This is a genomic window from Arenibacter amylolyticus (assembly GCF_002150785.1).
GTDB lineage: Bacteria > Bacteroidota > Bacteroidia > Flavobacteriales > Flavobacteriaceae > Arenibacter > Arenibacter amylolyticus.
Map to the genome: position 1 here is coordinate 374,368 of NZ_MTAZ01000004.1, position 15,408 is coordinate 389,775.

15 protein-coding genes are annotated in these 15,408 nt (G+C 41.9%); 10 read left to right on the forward strand and 5 right to left on the reverse strand.

From position 1 onward, the window contains the following. Positions 1-168: 168 nt before the first annotated feature. Both tyrS and BV214_RS02390 read left to right on the forward strand, forming a co-directional pair. Entirely contained in the window at positions 169-1,464 is a 1,296-nt protein-coding gene (gene tyrS, locus BV214_RS02385; protein WP_086475864.1) for a tyrosine--tRNA ligase, read from the forward strand. 144 nt (positions 1,465-1,608) lie between these two features. Further along, positions 1,609-2,139 (forward strand): hypothetical protein, encoded by a 531-nt coding sequence (locus BV214_RS02390; RefSeq protein WP_086475865.1) that lies wholly within the window; start codon positions 1,609-1,611, stop codon positions 2,137-2,139. Here the strand turns inward: BV214_RS02390 and BV214_RS02395 are convergent. The 5 genes from BV214_RS02395 to BV214_RS02415 all read right to left on the reverse strand — a co-directional run bounded on the left by BV214_RS02395 (position 2,134) and on the right by BV214_RS02415 (position 8,884). Then, positions 2,134-3,123 (reverse strand): LuxE/PaaK family acyltransferase, encoded by a 990-nt coding sequence (locus BV214_RS02395; protein ID WP_086475866.1) that lies wholly within the window; start codon positions 3,121-3,123, stop codon positions 2,134-2,136. The genes BV214_RS02390 and BV214_RS02395 overlap by 6 nt on opposite strands. A gap of 173 nt (positions 3,124-3,296) precedes the next feature. Then, a complete protein-coding gene (locus BV214_RS02400) occupies positions 3,297-3,623 on the reverse strand; it encodes a T9SS type A sorting domain-containing protein (RefSeq protein WP_086476020.1) in 327 nt (108 codons plus the stop codon). A gap of 172 nt (positions 3,624-3,795) precedes the next feature. Continuing rightward, positions 3,796-4,107 carry a T9SS type A sorting domain-containing protein gene (locus BV214_RS02405; protein WP_086475867.1) on the reverse strand — a complete coding sequence of 104 codons (312 nt, stop codon included), beginning with the start codon at positions 4,105-4,107 and terminating at the stop codon, positions 3,796-3,798. Between the two features lie 416 nt (positions 4,108-4,523). Then, a complete protein-coding gene (locus BV214_RS02410) occupies positions 4,524-7,352 on the reverse strand; it encodes a TonB-dependent receptor (RefSeq protein ID WP_086475868.1) in 2,829 nt (942 codons plus the stop codon). Positions 7,353-7,438: 86 nt separating this feature from the next. Further along, positions 7,439-8,884 carry a hypothetical protein gene (locus BV214_RS02415; RefSeq protein WP_086475869.1) on the reverse strand — a complete coding sequence of 482 codons (1,446 nt, stop codon included), beginning with the start codon at positions 8,882-8,884 and terminating at the stop codon, positions 7,439-7,441. A 291-nt stretch (positions 8,885-9,175) separates the two neighbouring features. Here BV214_RS02415 and BV214_RS02420 point away from each other — a divergent pair, with 291 nt between their 5' ends. The 8 genes from BV214_RS02420 to BV214_RS02455 all read left to right on the forward strand — a co-directional run bounded on the left by BV214_RS02420 (position 9,176) and on the right by BV214_RS02455 (position 15,348). Beyond that, positions 9,176-9,862 carry a response regulator transcription factor gene (locus BV214_RS02420; protein ID WP_086475870.1) on the forward strand — a complete coding sequence of 229 codons (687 nt, stop codon included), beginning with the start codon at positions 9,176-9,178 and terminating at the stop codon, positions 9,860-9,862. Then, positions 9,862-10,929 (forward strand): sensor histidine kinase, encoded by a 1,068-nt coding sequence (locus tag BV214_RS02425; protein ID WP_086475871.1) that lies wholly within the window; start codon positions 9,862-9,864, stop codon positions 10,927-10,929. The genes BV214_RS02420 and BV214_RS02425 overlap by 1 nt, the downstream gene beginning before the upstream one ends. A 110-nt stretch (positions 10,930-11,039) precedes the next feature. Next, positions 11,040-11,711: a tRNA (guanosine(46)-N7)-methyltransferase TrmB gene (trmB, locus tag BV214_RS02430; protein ID WP_086475872.1), complete on the forward strand. Its 672-nt coding sequence runs from the start codon at positions 11,040-11,042 to the stop codon at positions 11,709-11,711. Positions 11,712-11,714: 3 nt separating this feature from the next. Next, on the forward strand, positions 11,715-12,347 hold the full coding sequence (locus tag BV214_RS02435; protein ID WP_086475873.1) for a LysE family transporter: 633 nt from the start codon (positions 11,715-11,717) through the stop codon (positions 12,345-12,347). Then, entirely contained in the window at positions 12,347-12,682 is a 336-nt protein-coding gene (locus BV214_RS02440) for an MGMT family protein (RefSeq protein WP_086475874.1), read from the forward strand. The genes BV214_RS02435 and BV214_RS02440 overlap by 1 nt, the downstream gene beginning before the upstream one ends. Before the next feature lie 154 nt (positions 12,683-12,836). Continuing rightward, on the forward strand, positions 12,837-13,976 hold the full coding sequence (locus BV214_RS02445) for an Mrp/NBP35 family ATP-binding protein (RefSeq protein ID WP_086475875.1): 1,140 nt from the start codon (positions 12,837-12,839) through the stop codon (positions 13,974-13,976). A 2-nt stretch (positions 13,977-13,978) separates the two neighbouring features. After that, positions 13,979-14,218, forward strand: coding sequence for a NifU family protein (locus BV214_RS02450; protein WP_086475876.1), 240 nt, complete (start codon positions 13,979-13,981; stop codon positions 14,216-14,218). A gap of 71 nt (positions 14,219-14,289) precedes the next feature. After that, the gene (locus tag BV214_RS02455) at positions 14,290-15,348 is read left to right on the forward strand and encodes an NAD(P)/FAD-dependent oxidoreductase (protein ID WP_086475877.1); all 1,059 of its coding nucleotides are present in this window, start codon (positions 14,290-14,292) and stop codon (positions 15,346-15,348) included. The last annotated feature ends 60 nt before the right edge of the window (positions 15,349-15,408 follow it).

Here is a 15,408-nt window from a genome sequence, read left to right on the forward strand (position 1 = left end):
CATTGATAAATCTAAAATTTCCTTAAGGCTTCCATTTTTCGTTGTTCATACAGTTTTCAATTTTTTGAGAACTTGATATTAATAAATACTTAAAACCCTATTTTGCAGGAAAAAAGCTAGCTATTTGCTTTATCTTTGCGGGAATTGTAAAAATTGTAAACTAAAAGCATGACTTCAAATTTTATAGAAGAATTAACTTGGAGGGGGATGTTGCACGATGTAATGCCCGGGACCGAGGAGCATTTGTTAAGTGGGATGCAATCTGCCTATGTAGGGATAGATCCTACGGCAGACTCGCTTCATATTGGACATTTGGTAGGCGTAATGATGCTGAAGCATTTTCAATTAGCCGGCCATAAGCCCTATGCTTTGATCGGTGGTGCCACAGGAATGATCGGTGATCCTTCCGGTAAATCTAACGAACGTAATTTATTGGATGAAGCTACCTTGGCACGTAACCAAGCAGGGATAAAGGAGCAATTATCCCGTTTTTTGGATTTTAATAGCGGAAAGGATAATAGCGCCATCTTGGTTAATAATTACGATTGGATGAAGGAATTTTCCTTTTTGGAATTTATCCGTGATGTGGGTAAGCATATCACCGTAAATTATATGATGGCCAAAGATTCGGTTAAAAAACGATTATCGGCAGAAGCCAGTGAAGGATTGTCCTTTACAGAGTTTACCTATCAGTTGGTGCAAGGATACGATTTTCTACATCTGTACAGAACCCATAATTGTACGTTGCAAATGGGAGGTAGCGACCAATGGGGAAATATTACCACGGGAACCGAGCTTATTAGAAGAATTGATGGTAGTAAGGGATATGCCCTTACCTGTCCTTTAATTACTAAGGCAGATGGAACCAAATTTGGAAAATCTGAAGGCGGTAATATTTGGTTGGATGCCGAAAGAACATCTCCCTATAAATTCTACCAATATTGGTTAAACACCTCCGACGAGGATGCAGAGAAATACATTAAGATATTTACCTTCTTAAGTAAGGAAGAAGTAGATGAGTTGGTGAATTCGCACAAGGAAGCACCACACTTAAGAGTACTGCAAAAGCGATTGGCCGATGAGATTACCGTGATGGTACACTCTCAGGAAGATCTAGACAAGGCAAAGCAGGCCAGTAATATCCTATTTGGAAAATCTACCTCCGAAGATCTGAAAGAACTGGATGAAAAGACGTTTTTAGAGGTTTTCGATGGGGTTCCCCAAGCTGAGGTGCCTATGGAGGAGGTAGAAAATGGTTTGGATATGATTGGTGCACTAGCTGCCAAGACCAACTTTTTGGCTTCCAATGGAGAAGCTAGAAGGGAATTAAAACAAAATTCCATTTCCGTAAACAAGGAAAAAGTGAAGGAAGATTATAGTATTACTGCAGAAGACCTTATCAATAATAAGTTTGTTTTGTTGCAACGAGGCAAGAAAAATTATTTTGTCTTAGTAGTAAAATAAACAGCATCTTAGGTACGCCCCGAAGCTTTAATCTCGGGGCTTTTTATTTGTAAGGGTTGTTTTTTTTATTCGCGGGATTGGAGGTTAGAGAATATTCTATTAATCTTTTCGTTTGTTTAATTAAATAGAAAGTTTAGATATTTTATGAAGAAGTATATATTGATTTTGGCTGTGATGCTGGGTTTAGGTGGGTGCGATAAGTTAGATGAACTCACCAAGTTTGAGATGGATTATAAACAACGAGTGGTAATACCCGCCTCTGCAGGGATGGATTTGCCTTTTGATGTCTTTACGCCCAAAACTGAAACCAACTCCTCGTCCGAATTTGCCGTAAATGATACTAGGAAAGACCTTATTGAAGAAATTGTATTGCGCAAACTAACCTTGAGCATAATCTCCCCAGAAGGAGAGGATTTTAGCTTTTTAGAGTCTATTACCGTATTTATGTCTGCCGAAGATCTTCCCGAAATAAAAATCGCTTGGAACGATGAAGTATCGGCAACAGTAGGTGGGGTGCTAGAGCTAGAGGTTTCAGATGACGACCTAAAGGAGTATATTAAAAAAGATAGCTACTCCTTAAGAGTGAATACGGTTACGGACGAGTTGCTGAAATCGGATCACGAGATAGAAATTGCTTCCATATTTTTTGTGGATGCCAAGATTTTGGGATTATAAAACCATTAGGTTACAGCCCCGGACGTCCGAATGGTCAAAGCGTCCTAAAATTTCAAAACTACCATCCTTATATACTTTTCCCAAATCTTGGGTAGCTATAAAAGCACAGGAATGTACATTGGCCAGGTCTATGATGTTAATGCCGCCAGTCTTACCAGTTGCTTGTAAGGAAAGGGGATCTTCCGTTTCCCGGGTGTACACTTTCATCCATTTTGGGGATTTAAAGAGGCCATTTCCAAACGAATAGGCTTGGGATAATAGTTCTGTCATGCCATATTCGGAATGTATCTGGGGAACCCCAAATCCGGCTTTTAGTAGCTGATGGAGCTCTTCGCGGATGATTTCCTTTTTACGGCCTTTCATTCCGCCAGTCTCCATTACAATCGTATTATTGAGTTGTAGGCGGTAGGCTTCAGCCATATCCAAAAGGGCAAAAGAAACCCCAATGAGTAGTGTTTTGGTGTTAGTGTCTTCTAGCTTGAGTAGTGTTTTACGTAGCTTCCCTAAATCGTCCAAATAAAAACCGCTATCTGGATGGGTGCTTCTCCTTATCAGATCATCCGCCATGTAAATTAAAGATGATCCTTCCCGTTCCAAATAAGAGGGGAGCAGGGCCAAGATGCAATAATCGCTAATGGGACCATAAAAGGCTTCAAAGGCAGATAGATAGCTTTGCTCATAAACTGCTAGGTCGCGTACATGGTGCTTGCTTACTTCGCTTCCCGTAGTACCACTGCTGGTGAAAATAATTTCGGGATCAAAGGCGCCACAAGTCACTTGGTGGGATTTAAAGAAAGATATGGGGAGAAAGGGAATGTCCTCTACACGGGTAACCTTAGCTTCATCCCTTCCTAAATGTTGGCAAAATTCTCGGTATACCTTGTTGTGGTGGTATTGGGAGCTAAAGGTTTGCAACGCCAAGGCGTTAAACTCCTCCTCATTGCCGATGCTAAAAATATCTGTATGGGTGTTATTGCTATTCACGGTTACAAAAATAGTAATATAAGCAGTGGCCGGGAACCAAAATTATGTTTATTATAAGCATAGAACAACAACATGGAGTAAAGAAGTTGGGCAATTTATTTCCCTGCTTTTAGAGATTGTTCCTTGTTTTTATAATCCCGTGCCAAGTATTGGCCATTAAGAGCTGATGTAGGTTATTTGATTACTAATTTTCTGGAGCGTACCTTTTTGTTTTCCGATACTTGTAGCGCATAGACTCCTGGGGATAGTTTGGAAACATTTAATCGGTTAGAGGTAATTTTGTCTTGAAGTACCAAGGCGCCAAATACATCGTAGATAACAATGTCCTTGGTGCTGTGGTTGTTTTTGGTGGAGATATATACCGTCCCATCATAAGTGGGGTTGGGGTATAGCTTAAAGCTTGGGGTAGCCTCCTCCCTAAGGTTTGCGGGGCCTGTTAATTCTTGAGCAGACAGGCTAATGGTGCATATGCTGAGTAGTAAGGTGTAGATTAATTTCATGCTTTCCATTGATTTTGGAATCAATAGCTTAAATATAGGGGTAATCACAAGCGCACAGGGATAGATTGTTGTAAACGGACGTATTTTGTATATGAAGCGTGATTTTCAGATCGATTTTGGTGGGTTATCGATTAAAAAAGAGGGTGTTATGGGGAGGTGGGAGCCTTTAAACCTATTTTATAATTAATTTTCGGGTGGCAATTTTATTTTTTTCGTTTACCCTTAACATATAAACACCCGAATCCAGATTATCTAACTTTAGTTCTTTTCCCAAAAGCGTGGTTTCTAGGACCAGAGAACCAAAAATATCAAAAATCATTATTTTTTTAGGGGCGTTTAAGGTGGTGCTGATGGTTACCCTGCCTTGCGTTACAGGGTTGGGGTATATTTTGAAGCCTTCTATATCCACATTGTTTCCTTTGGGATCTTGCCCATAGGAAAAGGATAGGAATAAGAATGTTACAATTAAGTAAAGTTGCTTCATATATACTTGTTAGCAAAGTGTATACCACAAATGTAATAAATTTCAAGGCAGAACGTTGTCACCTAGCTTGTTGATATCGTTAAAATCGATGAAATGCAAAGGGTTATAGATCTAAAGACGTTAGTCCTTAAAGCCTTTTTATGACTCATAACCTTCTTGTTTACTGTGGTTTTGGGAGGCGTATAAAGGTGACTGCTCCTTGCAATACAAGGCGTCTCATGCGGTTTTGATTTTTTTGGTATTCTGAAGTCTTGGATAATAAAAGCCCCAAGCATTGGTAATAAACCGTAATGCTTGGGGCTAAATTTAAGGTATGGTCAATGGAAGAGGGGTTTACCTTGGTCTCTAACTATTCCTAGGACTTTTGCAGAGACATTAGCGGCAATATACCCCCAATGGTTTGGGTTCTACTAGATTTAGAATGTAATGCTATACCCCAAGGAGAATGTCCTACCCGGATTCCTTTTGGAAAAGGTTTTGTTTTGGGCCTTATAGGACTCATATTCGCTGATTAATTCCTCATCCAAGAGATTTTCTACCTTTAAGCTTATGCGCTGTTCTCCATTGTTCCCAAATTTTTTGGAGAAATTAAAATTTAAGAGATGAAACGGCATGGTGAATACATCTGGAACAAAACCGTTGCCTACTACCTGAAGCGTCTTGCCTTGAACATTGTAGTTCAGCCCCGTTTCTATTCCGTTTTCCACTCCTTTATAATGTAAGCCAGCGTTAATTAAAAAGGGCGATTGTCCTTGCAGCTCACGGGTTTTGCCAAGACGCTCCCCTTCCCTTAGGCCTAGTTCCCGTAAATTGCGTTCGCTTTCTCCAAAAGTTTGGGCCGACTTGATAATGGAGGTGTTTAGGTTAAAACTGAAATTTGAAAGGGTGGGGGTTATAAATCCTAAATTTTTACGCACTTCAAATTCTAAGCCTATCACCTCTGCATCCCCTAGGTTTTTGGGAGTAAAGTTATCGGAAGACGATTCAAAATAGGTTAGTTCTATGGGGTCTGTAAACTTCTTGTAAAAGCTACTCAATGCCATCATCTCAGCACTTTCCCCAAACCATTCAATTCTAAAATCGTAATTATCTATATAGGTGGGATTCAGGTCAATGTTGCCTATAAAGGTGTTGTTGGATAAGGGGTCGTAGATCTTGGCGATGGAAGCCTCTTTAAAAGAGGGTCTTGCCGTAGAAAGGGCATAAGATCCCCGTAAATTGATGGCTTCGTTAAGGGCATAGATGAGGTTGGCGGTTGGGAAAACGTCCAATTTGTCTATAATCTTCTCATTGTTGTAGATTACCTTTCTAGGGTCGTTGGGATCCCTGTTGTCTTCCCCGGTGTACCTGGTGGTGAAATTTTCTACCCTAATCCCCAGGATGGTGCGTAATTGGTTGCCAATCTTAAACTCGTTAGAGACATAAGCGGCCATATTCTGCTGCTTGGCGCGGTAGGTGTTTGCGGGTTCGGAAATGGAGATGTCCGGGTCTATGTAAGTACCTTTATTATTGTCTACGGTCCATAGGTTTTCCTCCAGCAAAATATTATCGGCAATACCATTGAAGTGGGTGGTTTGCCCATTGTTCTCCAATTCGAAGTTTAGAATACCGAAATCCCGGTTCTTGTAAGCGCCATAGGCTCCAAATTTTAACTTGGCGTCCTTATTTAAAAACATATATTTTTTGGTGAAATCCAATTTAGCTACGGTATTCACCTCTTCCAAGTCCCTCCAGATTCGCTTGGGCTGGTTGTTTTGTGGGATGCTATACACGCCATCTTCTACCCTAAAAGAGGTGGTTCTTATATCCTTGTCCTGAATTTTAGAAAGGGTAGGGCTCAGTGCCCATTCCGTAGTCCAAGAGGCATCTTCACTATTGTGTGTACCCGAGAGTTGTAGGTTGGATATGGCCCGCTGGGTGTATTCCAAGTTATCCTTGGAGAAGTTTACGAAGTCACTAAAATTTAAGCTTTGTTGGAAGTATCCTGCAGAGGACTCCCCGTTTTGTATGTGGAGCATATTTAGCTTGTACTTGGAGCGTTCCGTTTTAAAAGAAGTACCCAAAAGACCGCTAAGTAGTACATTGTGTTTTCCTAAATCCCCTTTTTGGGTGCGATCTGTTTCTAATTGAAAGATAGAAGGATCCGGATTTCTTCTGTAAAAGTTATTTTCGGCCCCCTCGTAGTAGGTGGTTTTACTTTTATAAGAAACTGAGCCAAAAAAGCCTATTCTGTTATCACTCTCTCCAAGATGGTATTGGTTGCCCGTGGTAAAGCCCATACTGTAATCCATCCCGCTTTTTTCTCGCATGGCAGAAAGTGTCGGATTAAATTTTTTGGTGATGGCAGTTAACAAGGGGCTGTATTCAAAGGTGTTGGGGATGTATTGCTGGGCATTGATGGGAAGGCTTCTGCTGCCATTGTCAAATCCCAGAAAATCCGTAGGGCTACCCTTGTAATTGAGGTAGTCATTATTAAAATGCATGTCCGGGTTATAGCTCCCGCCAATGGAAAAACTATGTTCTTTGCTGTTGGGGAAGTCCTTGGTTACTATATCTACAATTCCGCCTGTAAAATCTGCTGGTAAGTCGGCGGAGGCCGATTTATGAACCAAGAGGTTGTCTATAATATTGGTAGGGAAAATATCTAGCTGAATGGTATTCCTGTCAGGATCCAAGCCCGGAATATCCATTCCGTTCAGGATGGATTTAGTATATCGGTCCCCCAAACCTCGGACATAGACATATTTCCCGCCTTGTACGGATACTCCGGGAACCGTCTTAATGGCGCTGGCAACGTCGCCAGCTCCCATTTTCTTAAAGGTTTCGGAAGAAATTCCGTCCAGTAGGTTCACTGCCCTTTTTTGGATGCCCAAGACAGACCTTTCTGTATTTTGTTTAATGCTAACCGATATTATCACTTCCTCCAGGCCTTCTGCCAAAGATTCCATGGTAATGTTTAGCTGGGTAGGTTCCTTACTGTTTACCACCACGTCTGAGACTTCCACTGTTTCATAGCCTAGATAGGAAAATACTATGGAGTAGGTGCCTTCCTCTAGTGCTAGCTTATAATTCCCGTCATAATCGGAGGTGGTACCTACCGTAGTACCCTTTACAAGGATGTTGGCAAAGGGAACGGGGTCTTGGAAATCACCATCTATCAAGGTACCCATTACCTCCCCACTTTGGGGATATAGGAGTTGTAGTAGGAAAAATGTAAAAAGAGTGAGTTTAAATGGATGTTTCATGTGAACTGTGAGTTTTATTTTAAAAGTCCAATAACCTGCCTGTTGAAAATGGCGGGTTATTGGTAAAATTGTTATAGAATGGGGTCTTAGAAAGCGGCGGCGCCTAGGCTAATAGCGTAGAAGGTCCACCCAAAAACAGAGGTGTCCGCCCCTACCGTTTGTGATCCTTTCTCTACCTTGCTAGTCCAAGTAGCTGCTCTATCCGTAAAGGAGGGGTCCTTTATGATGGTGGTTTCTAGATCGTTTCCAGATTCGTCCTTTTTAACTTTTTCGGAAAATATGCTGTGGTCAAAGCCAACAACTTGCCAAGCTTCAAAAACTAGCTTGCCGTCCAAAAAGTTTTTGGCCACATCGTTGGCGTCTAGCTCCACATCCTTACCTTCAGGAAATCCGTAAGCATAAATATTGGAAGTGGTTCCCATGGCATTACTTCGGTAATCCGCATACTCCCCATCCGAAGCGGAGGGGCTTCCAACAATAGTGGCATTTTTTAAGGTAAACGAACCTTCCAAGGATCCTTCAGGGCCGTCAATTTCAAAAGCGTGATCGGAATTCTCTCCCTGAATAACCACTACATTGTCTACAGTTCCGGAGTAAGCTTGATCAATATCTATAGCGTCATCGCCCTGCGCCCATACCAAAAGATTGGTAGCGTCTACCGTACCCCCAAAAAACTCGATCCCGTCATCTACATTGGCCACCACTTCTATATGGTCTATAAGGGTGCCCCTTCCTACGGAGCCTAGGGTGAGACCATTTATTTCATTCCCTTCACCAATTAAGGCTCCCCCGTGGCGGATGGAGATATATTGTAATACCCCGGAGTTGTCATCGTCATTTAACGAATCGCCTGGGCCATAGAGTCCATAGGTGTCATCGGCAGGGATGCCCTCTATCTGTACCTCGGATACATCGCCTTTAAAAGAGCCAGATGCCCTTCCAAGTACAATGACTCCGCCCCAAAGACCTCTTTGGGTTTCATCCAAGTTGGTCCCGCTTTTTTGTCCAACACCAATATTATCGGCCTCGGCAGTGAATATAATTGGTTTGTCTGCGGTCCCCTTGGCCATAAGCTTGGCGCCTCTTTGTACAATTAAGGCAGAGGCTAAGGAGCCGCTACCTGGCTTTCCTTTTATGATGGTCCCTGGCTCAATGGTTAGGGTTATCCCATCACCTACCACTACCTTACCGGCCAAAAGGTAAATGTTGTTGGCCGTCCATGTGGTGTCTGTAGTGATTTCACCAGATATGGTGATTATTTCGGCGCAAGACCCCCCAATATCCACACCGGTCTCATCTCCGTTCTGAATGCCATCGTTACAGGTGGCAATCTCATCAGGACAAGGTTGGCAATTGGGGCCACCGCAGTCTACTCCCTGCTCTCCTTGGTTGCGTATGCCATCATTACAAGTGGCAATTGCATCGGCAATAGGTGGTTGGTCGTCGGTGGTGCAAGAAAGGATTAGAATACTGGCTAAGGCTAAGGTGTAAAAAGCCAGGGATTTGCGTTGAATTAAATTTCTAATTTTCATTTGTTTTTAGGTTTTATTCGATTTTTAGAACACCGCAAATAAATTACCCGTTTGTAAAAGGTGGATTATCCTGATATTACCTGTTTGTTGGCTTAAGGTTACCATATTGTTACTATCTTAATTCATCGTTAATGGGTTGGAGGAATAGTATTATCTTTACTTTTAATTGCGAGAAACAGAAAAAAAAGAAGGGTTTTTCCATAGTTTTTTGAGGCGTAGCCGCTGAGTTTATACCTAGAAAAACAAACAAAATCAGCACGGTGAGGCCGAAGGGAAAAGTAAATTAAACAAATGAAAAAGAAGGATATTAGAATACTTTTGGTAGATGATGAGCCCGATATTTTGGAGATCATAAGTTATAATCTTACTGGGGTGGGGTATGATGTCTATACCGCAAAAAATGGGGTAGAGGCTGTAGCCACTGCCAAGAAAAAAAAGCCGCATTTAATTATTTTGGATGTGATGATGCCCGAAATGGATGGAATCGAGGCCTGCGAAATTATCCGCAACACTGCGGGCCTAGAAAATACCATCATTACCTTTCTTACCGCAAGGGGAGAAGACTATTCCCAAATGGCCGGATTTGATGCTGGTGCGGACGACTATATTACGAAGCCCATACGCCCTAAGGTTTTGGTGAGCAAGGTAAAGGCATTGCTTAGAAGACTAAAGGAGATGGAAGGTGAGGAAGTCGATATTGTTAAGGTAGGTGATATTACCATAAATAGGGAAGAGTATAAAATTGAAAACCTTGGAGAGGAGCTTATTCTTCCCAGAAAGGAGTTTGAATTGCTGTCCTTGCTAACCTCTAAGCCCAATAAGGTTTTTAAGAGGGAAGAAATTTTAGATCGGGTATGGGGGAACGAAGTGGTCGTAGGAGGTAGAACCATTGATGTCCATATACGTAAACTACGTGAGAAGCTAGGGGAAGATCACTTTAAGACGGTTAAGGGAGTGGGCTATAAATTTGTATTGTAATGGGTACGCGGATAAAAAAATCGTACCGATTTGCGCTGCGTTCGGGATTGTTAATTGCGGCCATTCTCAGTTTGTTGTTTTGGTTAATGCAATGGCTTTCCGGAAATGTGATTTGGTGGCAGATTGTTGGGTTTGCCGTAGCGGCAAGTATAATTGCCGTAAGTATCCTTCAGGTGCGGGTACAGCGATTTATATATAGGAGGATAGAGCGGATTTATAAAGACGTTACCCTTTTGCAATCTACCTCCTTGGCAGCAAGGACCGTTACTACAGACATGCAGACCCTAACCGAGGAGATCGAGAAATTTGCCAAAGACAAGAAGGTAGAAATAGATACCCTAAAAATTAGGGAAGAATACAGAAAGGAGTTTTTGGGGAATGTTTCCCACGAATTAAAGACGCCGCTCTTTACGGTGCAGGGCTATATCTTAACCCTTTTGGACGGGGCCATGGAAGATAAGCAACTCCGTAAAAAGTACTTGCAACGCGCCAGTAAGGGCGTGGAACGCCTCAATTATATTGTGCAAGATCTAGACCTCATTACCAAATTGGAGATGGAAGGATTAAAGATGAATTATGAGGATTTCGATATCTTGGAGCTGGTGCGAAATGTTTTTGACCTTTTGGAAATGAAAGCGGCCAAAAAAGACATTATCCTAACCTTCGATATGGAGTATAAGGAGCCAATCTATGTGCGGGCAGACCGGGATAAAATACAGCAGGTAATTTCCAATTTGTTGGTGAACTCCATAAAATACGGCCAAGCAAACGGTACCACGGAGGTAAGTGTGGAAAATTTGATTAAAAATAAGGTCATTGTTAGAGTGACGGACAATGGGGAGGGAATTTCCAAACAGCACTTTGGGCGAATATTCGAACGGTTTTATAGGGTGGATAAAAGTGGTAGCCGTGCTGTAGGCGGTTCTGGGCTGGGCCTAGCAATAGTGAAGCATATTATTGAGGCGCATGATGAAAAGATTTATGTGGAAAGTGTTCGCGACGTAGGATCGGAGTTTTCCTTTACCCTGGAGAAATCCATAAAGAAATCTCCCGAGACTGCTGCATAATGGCCTAAAGGAAACTTTAATTAGGAGCATTTTGTAGATCTAAATAACAGATTGATGGCGAAGAAGTTGGATTTCCGTAGCTTTGCCAAATTAATTATCAGTTACAGTCTGTGGGAAGCAAGAATAAACTAAAGAGATTTAAGGAGAACGAAACCTTTAAAAACGTACTACAGCCTACTAGGGAGGAAATTGTAGGCGGCTTATTCCCAAATAAGGGAAAGTGGAATCAGTTTTTTGGGAACGACAATCCTATTGTATTAGAGCTAGGTTGTGGCAAGGGGGAGTATACCGTTGCAATGGCACAACAAAATGCGGAGAAGAATTTTATAGGGATAGATATAAAGGGAGCCCGCTTCTGGCGAGGAGCCAAGACTGCCATTGAAGAGGGAATTGATAATGCCGCCTTTCTGCGTACGCAAATAGAGCTGATTGATCTGCTTTTTGCTCAAGGTGAGGTATCCGAAATTTGGATTACCTTCCCAGATCCCCAAATAAAGTACAAGCGGACTAAGCATAGGTTAACCAACTCCCATTTTCTTGAAAAATATAGAAAAATCCTAAAAGAGGACGGTACGGTTAATCTGAAGACCGATAGTGAATTTATGCATGGATATACCTTAGGTCTCCTGCACGGGAGTGGTTTGGAGGTTATGTACGCCAATCATGACGTGTACAAAAATGCTGGGAGTCCTAAAGAAGTGCTAGAAATTCAGACGTTTTATGAAAAACAGTATCTTGAAAAGGGAAAACCTATTACTTTTATCCGTTTTAGAGTGCATTAATCCATGACCCATATTATAGTCCTTTTCTTTGCTACCTTTTCTGCCGCCTTTATGGCTACGGTTCCTCCGGGCCTTTTAAATATGAACGCCGCAAAAATTAGCGTGGAAAAAGGGAAGGCCAATGGGGTGATTTTTAGTCTGGGTGTTTCCTGTATGATCATGGTCCAGGCCTATATTTCCGTGCTGATTTCCAAATTCTTATTCAATAATCCGGAAATAATCGATTGGCTCTTAAAAATTGCCCTGATGGTATTTGCATTTTTTGCCATTTACTTCTTTGTTAAGGCCAAGAAAAATGAAGAACAAGATCCACTAGAGCGGGTTAAGGTAAGTAAGAAGAATAGCTTTTTTAAGGGGGTGTTGTTAGCAGCGGTAAACCTGCTGACCATTCCTTATTACAGTGGCCTTAATGCTATGTGGAATGCCTCTGGGTGGATTAAGTTTCAATTTAAGGATATTGCTACTTTTATTTTGGCAGCGGGGTTTGGAACCTTTACCGTCCTGTACTTGTACACCGTATATTTTAATAAATTAGAGACCAAGTCTAACCGCTTCTCCAAAAACTCCAACTACATTCTTAGCGTCTTAATGGCACTTTTACTGGTGATTACCCTGATCCGTATTTTATATACCTGATGACGTCCGATAAAGACAATTTTTTTCAAAAAGTATATGCCGTAGCTCGGGAGATTCCCTATGGGCGGGTTACTTCCTATGGAGCCATTGCTAAGTATTTGGGTGCCGCAAGGAGCGCAAGAATGGTGGGCTGGGCCATGAACAATGCGCATTCCATGGAAGATATTCCTGCGCACCGGGTGGTAAACCGCAAGGGACTTTTAACAGGGAAACATCATTTTGAGGGGACCAATCTTATGCAGCAGTTATTGGAAAATGAAGGCTTGGAAATTATGGAAGATCAGATTGTAGATTTCGAAAAATTCTTTTGGGATCCTGCGAAGGAATTAAAATAGGGGCGTTGTAGCAAATCTACCGGAGAATTATAGGTTAAAACCGTGGCTTAGCCTAGGTGTTACTTTTCAGTTCCTAGCTTCTTATTCTCGGTCCTAAGCCTTATCTTTGTAATTTAGAATCAGTTTTAATAAAAGCTGAAAAGATTGTATCAGGATGAAATTGGATAAGAAGGACATAAGAAAGGCACTGGAGAAAATCACTGTTCCGGGAGAAGGCCAAAATATGGTGGAAAGCGGAGCATTAAAAAACATAATGGTTTTTGGGGATGAGGTGGTTGTAGATATCACTATTGCCAATCCCAGCTTACAAGCCAGAAAGAAAACGGAGGTGGAGATTTTAAAAATCATCCATTCAGAAGTTTACGAAAAGGCCAAGATAACCGTTAATGTAAAAGTAGACGCTCCGGCCAAACCAAAGGTGAATGAAATAAAAGGGAAGGCCATTCCCGGGATCAAGAATATCATTGCTGTAGCCTCTGGAAAAGGGGGAGTAGGCAAGTCTACCATTACGGCAAATTTGGCGGTATCCTTGGCCAAAATGGACTTTAAGGTAGGTTTGTTGGATGCGGATATATACGGGCCTTCCATGCCTACCATGTTCGATGTGGTTATGGAAAAGCCCTTGGCCGTAAATGTAGATGGGAAATCTAAAATGAAGCCCATAGAGAGTTATGGGGTCAAAATTTTATCCATCGGATTTTTCACAGAACCTAGTCAGGCAGTAATTTGGAGAGGGCCTATGGCAGCCAAAGCACTCAATCAAATGATATTTGATGCCCATTGGGGAGAATTGGACTTTTTGTTGTTAGACCTTCCACCGGGGACTGGAGATATTCATTTGAGTATTATGCAAGCCCTGCCTATTACAGGTGCCGTTGTAGTAAGTACCCCACAGGAGGTGGCCTTGGCAGATGCCAGGAAAGGGGTGGCCATGTTCCAGCAAGCGTCCATTAACGTTCCCGTATTGGGAATTATAGAAAATATGGCCTATTTTACTCCTGCGGAACTGCCAGATAATAAGTATTATATTTTTGGAAAAGAAGGGGCCAAGTTTTTGGCAGAAGACCTGAAAGTTCCCTTTTTGGGAGAAATTCCGTTGGTGCAGAGCGTAAGGGAAGCAGGAGATATTGGCAGACCGGCGGCATTGCAAACAGCTACTGTTGTGGAAAGCGTTTTTGAGGAACTCACCAAAAATGTAGTAAGGGAAGTAGTAGATAGGAATAAGGATCTACCACCTACCGAAGCTATAAAAATAACTACCATGGCAGGTTGTTCGGCCGTTAAAAAGAAATAACTATGACGTCTATCGAAATCAAAAATAATGTAGAGAAGGCCTTGGATGAAATTCGTCCTTTTTTGCAAAGCGATGGAGGGGATATTTCCCTAGTCTCCATTGAGAACAATACTTCAGTTAAAGTTAGATTGGAAGGAGCATGTGCGGGTTGTACTATTAACCAGATGACCCTGAAAACCGGTGTGGAAATGACCATTAAAAAGCATGCGCCGCAGATATTAGAGGTAATCAATGTGGAGTGATTACCGTACTAGTATCATAAACAGAGGTCGTCTCCTTATACGGTATGGCGACCACTTTAAGTTTATTTTTCATGATTAAAACAGATATTCTAATAATTGGTGCTGGTCCTACAGGTCTATTTGCTGTTTTTGAAGCAGGACTTTTGCAGCTAAAGTGCCACCTTATAGATGCCCTACCGCAGCCAGGCGGACAGTGTTCAGAAATTTATCCTAAAAAACCCATCTATGATATTCCGGGCTTTCCCGAAATATTGGCGGGGGATTTGGTAGATAACCTAATGGAGCAAATTAGGCCGTTTCAACCTACTTTTACCCTAGGGGAGCGTGCCAATACGATTGAGAAATTAGACGATGGAACGTTTGTAGTTACCACCAATAAAGGGACCAAACACCATGCGCCCATTGTAGCTATTGCGGGTGGCTTAGGTAGCTTTGAACCTAGAAAGCCTTTAATTAACAATATTGGTAACTACGAAGATAAAGGCGTATCCTACTTTATAAAAGACCCGGAAATCTATCGCGATAAAAAGGTGCTTATTGCAGGAGGGGGCGATTCTGCACTGGATTGGAGTATTTTCCTAGCTGATGTTGCCTCGGAGGTTACCTTGGTCCATAGGAGGAATCAATTTAGGGGTGCGTTAGATTCCGTAGAGAAAGTGCAGTCCCTTAAAAACCTAGGAAGGATTAACCTTATTACTCCAGCAGAAGTTGTAGACCTAAAAGGCGATGGAAAATTAGAGGCCGTAGTAATTCAGAAATCTGGAGATGCCGAGGAAGAAATTGTTCAGGAAGTGGACGAGTTTATCCCCTTGTTTGGGCTATCCCCAAAACTGGGACCCATTGCAAACTGGGGATTGGAGATAGAAAAAAACGCTATAAAAGTAGATACCTTTGACTATCAGACTAATATTCCCGGAATCTACGCTATTGGGGATGTAAATACCTACCCTGGTAAATTAAAATTGATTCTATGCGGATTTCACGAGGCTACCCTAATGTGTCAAAGTGCCTACCAGCGTATATTTCCAGATAAAAAATACGTCATGAAATATACTACCGTTGGTGGAGTTTCCGGTTTCGATGGAACCAAACGGGAAGCACCTAAAGCAGTGGTGAAGGCCATAGAATAAAACAAAATATTTAGCAATTTTTAGTTACAGCGGTGCACACTACCCCTTTATCTTCCTAGT